The organism is Leifsonia aquatica H1aii (assembly GCF_000633535.1).
Lineage (GTDB): Bacteria > Actinomycetota > Actinomycetes > Actinomycetales > Microbacteriaceae > Leifsonia > Leifsonia aquatica_A.
Genome location: NZ_AYMR01000038.1, coordinates 1 through 5,550 on the forward strand (window position 1 = coordinate 1; position 5,550 = coordinate 5,550).

General features: G+C 63.0%; 4 protein-coding genes. 2 read left to right on the forward strand and 2 right to left on the reverse strand.

The genetic code is table 11. The features are described 5' to 3' along the window. Nucleotides 1–752 precede the first annotated feature (752 nt). On the forward strand, nucleotides 753–1,283 hold the full coding sequence (locus U870_RS24505) for a hypothetical protein (RefSeq protein ID WP_162819219.1): 531 nt from the start codon (nucleotides 753–755) through the stop codon (nucleotides 1,281–1,283). 571 nt (nucleotides 1,284–1,854) lie between these two features. On the opposite strand, the gene U870_RS0120875 is transcribed toward U870_RS24505, so the two are convergent. Further along, nucleotides 1,855–3,021, reverse strand: coding sequence for a hypothetical protein (locus U870_RS0120875; RefSeq protein WP_162819220.1), 1,167 nt, complete (start codon nucleotides 3,019–3,021; stop codon nucleotides 1,855–1,857). A gap of 116 nt (nucleotides 3,022–3,137) precedes the next feature. Here U870_RS0120875 and U870_RS24510 point away from each other — a divergent pair, with 116 nt between their 5' ends. Then, nucleotides 3,138–3,557 carry a hypothetical protein gene (locus U870_RS24510; RefSeq protein WP_162819221.1) on the forward strand — a complete coding sequence of 140 codons (420 nt, stop codon included), beginning with the start codon at nucleotides 3,138–3,140 and terminating at the stop codon, nucleotides 3,555–3,557. Nucleotides 3,558–3,683: 126 nt separating this feature from the next. Here U870_RS24510 and dnaB read toward each other — a convergent pair whose 3' ends face one another. After that, complete coding sequence (gene dnaB, locus U870_RS0120880; RefSeq protein WP_025159297.1) at nucleotides 3,684–5,060, reverse strand: replicative DNA helicase; 1,377 nt, start codon at nucleotides 5,058–5,060, stop codon at nucleotides 3,684–3,686. Nucleotides 5,061–5,550: the final 490 nt, after the last annotated feature.

Here is a 5,550-nt window from a genome sequence, read left to right on the forward strand (position 1 = left end):
AATCACAGCCCTACTCGACATGCAGCCACTTCGGACTCCCTGACCACGGCTACGAGCGATTTCGCCGACCCAGCCACCAACCCACGGATCCCGCAATGAGAACCAACGCTGCTGCGGCCGCGCCGAAAGCGAAACCCTGACGCGTGTCAGCCACAGGCGGGGCGAAGGTGGTGGAGCTCAACGGTGAGTAGGCGTACCAGCCGAAGCTCGCTGCCGAACGCGGAATCGCGAACAGAATCACGGACACGACAGCGAGCACCAGACCGAGCGCGAACAGGCAGGCCGCTATCGCGCGCGCCCCTGGCACCCTCACCGGTAGCCTCCTCGGAAGAACGGGACGGACCAATACACGTCCGCCACCTCCGGTCGCCCTTCTGTGCTCTTGCAGTCCGTCATTATGTTTCAAGGATCCTATTCTTGCTGCGCGCGCCTCCGCGAAAGTCGGCCCAATCGGCGTCTCAGAACTCCGTTCCGGCGCCTCGCAGGCAAGTCACCAGGATCGAAGGCTGTTGCGTTTCGGCTTCGAGGGCTTCCCCCATTTGGCGCGCGCCGCTCTGTCCTCTTTGCGTCCGATACGCCATTCAGCGAATCGAGCGCCAACTCGACCAGTATGAACGTCGTAGAACAGGATTCGAACCCCAAGCCAGCCTCCTCGAATCCGCTGGCGGGATCGACTCGGAGAGGGATAGGAGGTGTGCAGCCACCGCGCGATCTGCAAGCGGCGATTCGTCATGACTGCGCTCGAGTCGTAAATGATGCTCGAGCATCTACTCATAGATCACGATCAGCGCGTCTCGCCGCCGTTCTGGGTACGGCCAATTGTGCACGATAATCCGGATACCGTTCAGGGCCGAGGTGACCTCAAGGCACGCCTGCTCGAACGGCAATCTGGACTCGTCCCAATCGCGCACAGTGCGCAGAATCTCGACTCCTCGAGACGTGAAATAGCCGCCGAGAGTGGGGTCAGCGGTTTCTCGCGTGTACGCGGTCTGCACGAGACCGAGCGCACGGAAACCAGCGCTCTGGTTCGCGTCCTGCCCCGACATAAAGAAGACGAGCTCTCCGACCTCGCCAACCCCAACGTGCCACGATTCGACCAATTCAAGGACGACATCAAGGCGCTGAACAACTGGGACCGCGTCATGTATCAAGACGACAGCACCACCGACCCCTCCCAGGCTTTCACCGCACCGCCAGACTCCGTCGGCGCGACCCAGACAGTGCAAGCCCCCGCATCCCTCCCACCAGTGGGGGCGTCGGCCCTCACCACCCCCACCAGCTAGAGAGCATCTTCATCGTGCGCGGACCCGGCACCGACGCGGAACGACACCAACCGGCGCACCTTCCGACATTCCTCTCTGCCGCATGCCGGAGCGGAGTCGAGCCGGTTGGCGCGTCGCTACTCCGATGCCTGCACCGCGCCGGTATTCGCGAGTATCGAATGCTGTTCCGTTTCGGCTTCGAGGGTTCGCCCCAATTGGCGCGCACCGTTCTGGCAGCTTCGCGTCCGATGGGCGTCCAGGTAGAGCTGCTGGACCCCCACCGACTTGATCGAGACTATTTTGCTGACACGGTGGCGGGTTAAGAGCAACCGGAGGATCCGATGCCCTTTCAGCCAAAGCATCCCGCACGAATCGGGTACGCGCCAGCACGCCCTCCCACTACTCGCACGGCGCTTCTCCAATGCCTCGACTGAATCCCACTAAACCCATTTTTTGCGTGAGTAATCTCCGGTGCGACCTGACTTCGCGGGGAGGATGTTTGCAATCCTGGGCGCCAGGTTCCCGTTCGCGAACAGCTCAAAGCCGTGTCGATGTTCGCGACGTTCAGCAGAAAGTCCTCGGGAAGGCCAGCTCAACAAGTATCACCCTTCGCTTTCCACACGACCTCGAATTCGCCTGTCGTCGGGTAGTTCAGGCCTGAGGTGCTCACTAGGTTGGGGGCGCTGTTGTTGCAGTTCGTCATGGTGATCCTGTCGAGGTACACATTGTCTCTCGTGTTTCCCACCGGTCCTTGGCCCAGAACATACTTGTCCGTCACGTTCCCGGGACCACCGCGCATCTCCGTGTAGGTACCGTAGAAATCGATGGGCGGGTGGAACTCGATCAGGGATGAGATGTGTCCGTTGAACCCGTGCCGCTCGACGATCCATTCCCCCTGGGTGGCCATGGTGGTGACCGTGTTGGTGAGGTTCTCCGACCCCGAGACGCACTTGTAACTCGCGGACTTGCTGCACAGCGTCCAAACCATCTGGTTGGTGTTGGCCAGGTAGGTGACGTAGGCACTAGCGATGTCTCCGCCGACGACGGAGTAATTGGAAATCATCTGCTCGCTCTGATACGGGTACATTTCAAAGAACCCGTACGTTCCACTAGGGCCAATGCCCCCGAGACCGGGACCCGTGTAGGCAACGGTCCCGACCTGGATCAGCTGGTCCGAGGTGCGATCCCCGGACCCGATTCCGACCCACTCGGACGCGCTCTCCTGGTAGATGCCGCTGTTCGGAGCATAGGGGGAAGGAACATTCCAGCCACCGCCCACCGAGCTGATGAACTGGTGGTCCGGATAGTCGATGTTGTTGATTCGATACCCCGACCAGTTGTCAGACGTCGCACTTTGAACCGCGGGCGTGACCGCCGCAGCAGCTGCTGCTGAAGGCTGTGCCTGCGGCGTGGACGCGGCCTTTACTGCGGCGTCGCTGGGATCCAGCTTCGGGCCACACTTGATCGTCGGCAACCACGTCGGGTTATGGGCGAGCATGTCCTTCATCTGAGCAGGCACGTCATCGCCGGCGGTCGGGTTGAGCGCCAACTGCTGCTGCGTGAAGAGCGCTTTTACCCCCTCCTTGGCTACCTGACTGTGGTTTGGGACCAGCGTGTGGAGGCCGGCTGGGCAGGAATCCGTCGATGACGTCAGCGGATCTAATCGTGGGTCCAGAGCCTGAGCCGGCGTAGCAGCAGTCACCCCCAAACCTGCGACGAGAAGTGCAACAACTCCACCGATGAGACTCTTCTGTTTCACGCACAACTCCCTCAGTTGTGCACCACCCCCCTGGCGGTGCACAGCCTGGTCTACTCCTCCGCGACGCACCCACGCAAGAATGGTCGTGCGAACCTTTAGTGACGTACAGTTCCCGGGTGAGAACTCGAACCGCGAGCGTCGTCCTAACGGTCGGGCTGCTCAGTCTGAGCATGCTCATCGCAGGGTGCTCCCCCACCGGATGCTCTGGCCGATCGCAGACTCCGCCTAGCGTCATCATCGACCCGTCCGGGTGGTTTCAAGCGCACCCGCAGTCGGAGGTCGAGGCATGCCTCGACGACGGCAAATGCGTCTCCCTGAAGGAAACTCATCAAGTAGTAGCGAGCGGCAGCGTCGGCGAGCGGACGACCTTTGCCCTACACGTGACAGCCACCGAGGCCGGGAAACAAGCAGTCACGACCAAAGAGGACGTCCCCATCCCGGTCAACTCCCTCTCCACCCCTGGGTGCGGTGACAGTGAAACCCAGTCGCTCAACATGAGACTCGACGCGACGGGTCAGCTACAGACCATCGACTAGCGTGCACTGTGCCGGTGGGTTGGCGTCGAATTGCGCGGCGTGCTCATCCGATCGAATTCGCACAGCGCTTGGACAAATCGAGAGACGTTTGGACACCTTCCGGAGGAACCTACAGTGCTGGCCGGATCAGACCGGCGCCATGTCGGCGAAGCGGGAGTACATGCCCTGGAAGGCGACGGTGACGGTCTTGGTGGGGCCGTTGCGATGCTTGGCGACGATGAGGTCGGCCTCGCCGGCGCGCGGGTTGTCCTTCTCGTAGGCGGACTCACGGTGGAGCAGGATCACCATGTCGGCGTCCTGCTCGATCGAGCCGGACTCGCGGAGGTCGCTCAGGGCGGGCAGCTTGTCGGCGCGCTGCTCGGGGCCACGGTTCAGCTGCGAGAGGGCGATGACCGGGACCTGCAGCTCCTTGGCGAGCAGCTTGAGGGCGCGCGAGAACTCGGAGACCTCCTGCTGGCGGCTCTCGACGCGCTTGCCGCTCGTCATGAGCTGGAGGTAGTCGATCACGACCATCTTGAGGCCGACGCGCTGCTTGAGGCGCCGGCACTTGGCACGGATCTCGACGAGCGTCATGTTCGGGCTGTCGTCGATGTAGAGCGGTGCGTCGTTGATCCGGCCACGGGTCGCGGCGATGGTGGTCCAGTCGCGATTATCGACCGTTCCCTTGCGCATGTGCTGGAGCGGGACGCTCGCCTCGGCGGAGAGCAGGCGCATGGCGATCTCGCTGCGCCCCATCTCGAGCGAGAAGAAGATGGTGGGCATGTCGTGCTTGATGGCCGCTGCGCGGGCGAAGTCGAGCGCGAGGGTCGACTTTCCGAGGGCGGGTCGGGCCGCGACGATGACCATCTGGCCGGGGTGCAGGCCGTTCGTCAGCTCGTCGAGCTCGGAGAAGCCCGTCGGGACGCCCGTCATCGAGCCGTCCTTGTGCTTGGCCGCCTCGATCTCGTCGATGGCGACGGTGACCGCTTCGGTGAGCGGCACGTAGTCTTCGGCCTCCTGGGCGCCCGTGACCGAGTAGATCTCCGCCTGCGCGTTGTTCACGAGGTCCAGGACCTCGCCCTCGGCCTTGTAGCCCATCTGCGTGATGCGGGTGCCCGCCTCGACCAGGCGGCGCAGGAGCGCCTTCTCGGTGACGATGTTGGCGTAGTAGCCGGCGTTGGCGGCGGTGGGGACCAGGCTGGTGAGCGTGTGGAGGTATTCGGCACCGCCCGCGCGCGACAGCTCGCCCAGCTTGGTCAATTCGTCGGTGACGGTGATGACGTCGGTGGGCTCGCCGTGCGAGTAGAGCGACAGGATCGCGTCGTAGATGATCTCGTGCTTCGGGATGTAGAAATCCGTTCCGCGCACGACTTCGACCACATCGGCGACCGCGTCCTTGCTGAGCAGCATTCCGCCGAGCGCGCTCTGCTCCGCGAGCAGGTCGTGCGGCGGGGTCCGCTCGGTGCCGCGGGGCTCGGACGCGGGGGCACCGCCGTCGGCGAGGCCGATATGGGCGATCGACACGTTCTCTCCTCACTGTGGACGCGGCAACCACGCACGCGTGGCGTCGGTTCCAGCTTCGCCGCCCGGCGCGAGGACGCGTTCAGGCGCGCCGTTCCGGCCGCGCCGCGAGACTCGTGGGTTCGCAGGGCAGGTGCCGCCATGATCCGATCGTCCTGCCGACCACCGACAGAACCGGTCTACCCGGCGGGCGATCCGTCGGCGTCGCTTCACCCTACGAACCCGGAACGACGACCACAACTCAACCTGTGGATAACTGTGTGGAGAATCTGCGCGAAACGCCGCTCAGCTTGTGCAGAACATGTGGGAAAAGGTGTGGAGAGGGAAGATATTTCTCTCGCTATAGCGGACTTGACCAGCACTTTTGCTATCCACAGGTTGTGCGTAAAAACTACTTCGACGTCTGTGGTGAAGCACGTTTTCCGGGCGTGTCGACCTGTGTACAAGACTCGGGAAAAGTCCGTTAACGAGGTGTAGCGGCGGGCATGCGCCC

What these genes read in the sequence shown, in the direction of transcription:
- U870_RS24505 (WP_162819219.1), top strand. Translation starts at nt 753, where the DNA reads ATGATGCTCGAGCATCTACTCATAGATCACGATCAGCGCGTCTCGCCG.